Here is a 3243-nt window from a genome sequence, read left to right as displayed (position 1 = left end):
GATTTGATAGAAGGAAGTGGCAACAATATAGGCCATTCCTGTGGTCCAGAGAGCAATAAAAACAGTCCAACCGGCATTAGTTTCGCGATATACGGCCGATGTGGCCGAAACACAGGGAAAATAGAGCAGAACAAACAACAGATAGGCAAAAGCACCCGCTTGACCATCAAATCTTTTCACCATCGCCCCAAAGATTCCTAAATCTACCTCTTGCTTCTCGGCAGCCGTTTTTTGATCTTGCAGATCACCAATATTTAAACCCAAGGGATCAAGTAATTGATTGGGTAATTGCGCTAAATTGGCGGGAATAGTGGCAATAGCTCGCTGAATTTGCCCCCAAAAGTCGAATTTTACCTGTGCTGCCCCCTTATTAGGGTTATCTTCCCCTGCTAGTTGGCTGTAAATTGAGTTTAATGTGCCTACCATTGCTTCTTTGGCAAAAACTCCCGTAAAAATTCCCACCGTTGCCGGCCAATTTTCCGGTTCTAGTCCCATGGGTGAGAAAATAGGAGTTACAGCTTTACTGGTAGCACTTAAAACCGAGCGCTCGCTGTCTTGATTACCAAAAGAACCATCAAAACTGACGGAGTTGAGTAATCCCAAAATCATCACCATTAAAACGATAACTCGTCCAGCTTTCCATAAAAACGCTTGCAGACGTTCCCAAGTGCGAATTAAAACCCCTTTCAGACGCGGTAGATGATAGGGGGGCAATTCCATAATAAAGTGACTGACTTCTCCCTTGAGTAGGGTTTTTTTCATCACCAATCCCGTCAAAATAGCGGCGAGAATTCCTAAGATATAAAGACCAAAAACGATGTTTTGACCACCTATGGGGAAAAAAGCCGCCGCAAATAGGGCATAAACAGGTAATCTGGCCCCACAGGACATAAAAGGGTTCATCATAATCGTCATTAAACGATCGCGAGAATTTTCTAGGGTTCTGGTGGCCATAATTGCCGGCACATTGCAACCAAATCCCACTAGCATGGGGACAAAGGATTTACCCGGCAATCCCACCAAACGCATCAATCGGTCCATGACGAAGGCTGCCCGGGCCATATAGCCGGAATCCTCTAAAATTGACAAAAAGAGGAACATAAAGCCAATTACGGGGATAAAAGTGGCGACGGTTTGCACACCTCCCCCCGCTCCATCAGCGAGCAGAGCAATTAGCCAACCCGGGGTAGGGATTTTTTGTAAAACTTGGGCCAAACCATCGACAAAGATAGTCTGGGCAGTTAAATCGAAGAAATCGATAAAGGCAGCACTAACATTGATGGTAAACAAGAACATTAGGTACATTACGCCCAAAAATATCGGAATTCCTAACCAGCGATCAAGAACAATCCGATCGAGGCGATCAGACATAGTATCATTTATCTGTCCAGTCCGTTGAGTGGCTCCCTGGGTAACTTGTTGAATAAAGCCATAACGAGTATCAGCAATTAAAATATCAAGGTCTTCCCCTAAAACTTGGTGTATTTGTCGTCTATGCTTGACGATAATGCTTAATAGTTCCTGGGAGCGCAATTCTGGGGCGATGCGATCCTCGTATTGCAGTAGATTTAAAGCAGTCCATCTTGGCTCGACGATCCTTTTACTGCTATGGTCGTTAATGTAGGCAACAATCTCGTTAAGAGCTTCCTCAATTACCGCAGGATAAGCCACATAAGCGGCAGTATGGTTAATATTACTGACTAATTCCCCAATTTTTTGCTTTAATTCTCCGATTCCTTCCCCTTTAACCGCACTAATCGCCACGACAATTGCATCCATGCGAACGCTTAAGAGTTGCGGATTAACCACAATACCCCTAGTTTTGGCCACATCCATCATATTCAGGGCAATCAACATCGGTAAACGCATCTCCATGATTTGGGTAGTAAGGTAGAGATTGCGCTCTAAATTGGCAGCATCGACGATATTAATCACTAAATCCGCTTCTCCTGACAGCAGATAGTCCCTAGCGACTAATTCATCCATTCCCGTCTCCCCTTCTTCTACATCGAGGGAATAGACTCCGGGTAAATCCACAAGGGTGATATCTTCCCCGTTAACTTGAAATTGTCCCTCTTTGCGATCGACTGTTACTCCTGGCCAGTTGCCGGTCCGTTGATTGGCCCCCGTGAGAGCATTAAAAAGGGTAGTTTTGCCACAGTTAGGATTGCCAATTAAGGCGATAATCGGTTTGACCATAATTTAGGATATTGAGTGACGAATAGGCTTAGATGATTAAATTTAGCTTTTTGGGTCTATTTCTTCGACGATTAAAGTGTCTGCCTCCTGTTTTCGCAGACTGAGATGAAATCCCCGCACTTGAATCTCGACGGGATCCCCCAAAGGTGCGACGCGAATAACGGTAAACTCTGTCCCCGGAGTTAATCCCATTGATAACAATTTTCCTTTGTATCCGCGCAATGCTCGGTCATAACCGACAACTTTACCCGCTTTTCCTATGGGTATCTCCCGCAGAAATGTTCTTACTTCAGGTAGGTCTTTTTTGGGTTCCAGTTTTTTCGGTTGACTGTCACTAACGAGGATTTTTTCGGCCATTTCCGCCCCGATACCGATACGATTGTCTTGAATGGCAATTAAAACTGATCCCCTCGGTTGGGAGCTAATTACCTGTAATTGAATGCCGGGGTTTAATCCCATACCTAGGAGTCGATTGATTCCTCCTGTCCCCTGAAATCCCACTAACCAGACGGTTTTTCCCATTTCCACTTGTGCGAGGGGATAGGTGGCCGTTAGATCAGTATCCATGGAGCTAGTACGTTCTGCTGCTGCCTCTGTACCGCCCCAAGGAGAAAATTGGGCTTTATTTGGCGATTTTTCTGGTTTTTCTGCTTCATTAGGTCTAATTTTATCGTCCATGCTTTTCTTATCTCCAAAGGCAAAGAAGGTCTTTCATTCAAGAGTGACAATAATTCCTTAATAGCTCATCGAGTTTACTGAATTAGCCAAAGGGTGATAACTGCACTACTGTCAGTCTCAGTCAACGGTTTTGAAACTGTCTAAGACTTGCGATCGCTGAAATAAATGCTAATTATTCTCAATTACCAGTCTAATCCAAAAGGGGAGACAGAAAAGAAAAATATTTATTTAGGGTTTGCTGAAAAAGCTTTTCCTGGGGGCAGGGTGTGGGGTGTGGGGTGTGGGGTGTGGGGTTTTACCGATTTTGAGGTAGTCAGTTGCCTAATTTTCAGGGAAAAAGTACCTGAATTTTGCCCCCGATCCCCG

Annotated in this window: 3 protein-coding genes; 1 reads left to right on the top strand and 2 read right to left on the bottom strand. The window is 44.6% G+C overall.

Annotated features, from left to right (window positions below; genetic code table 11):
* The coding region (feoB, locus tag PX636_RS15765; protein ID WP_288117769.1) for a Fe(2+) transporter permease subunit FeoB at positions 1–2199 on the bottom strand (2199 nt) is incomplete at its 3' end.
* 42 nt (positions 2200–2241) lie between these two features.
* Positions 2242–2877: a FeoA family protein gene (locus PX636_RS15760; protein ID WP_288117768.1), complete on the bottom strand. Its 636-nt coding sequence runs from the start codon at positions 2875–2877 to the stop codon at positions 2242–2244.
* Between the two features lie 165 nt (positions 2878–3042).
* Here PX636_RS15760 and PX636_RS22915 point away from each other — a divergent pair.
* On the top strand, positions 3043–3243 hold a 201-nt coding region (locus PX636_RS22915), incomplete at its 3' end, for a hypothetical protein (protein WP_502882893.1).

The sequence above is a fragment of the Microcystis sp. M53598_WE2 genome, from assembly GCF_030067735.1.
Lineage (GTDB): Bacteria > Cyanobacteriota > Cyanobacteriia > Cyanobacteriales > Microcystaceae > Microcystis > Microcystis aeruginosa.
Note: the sequence above shows the minus strand (reverse complement) of the source record. Positions and strands in the feature narration are given on the sequence as shown.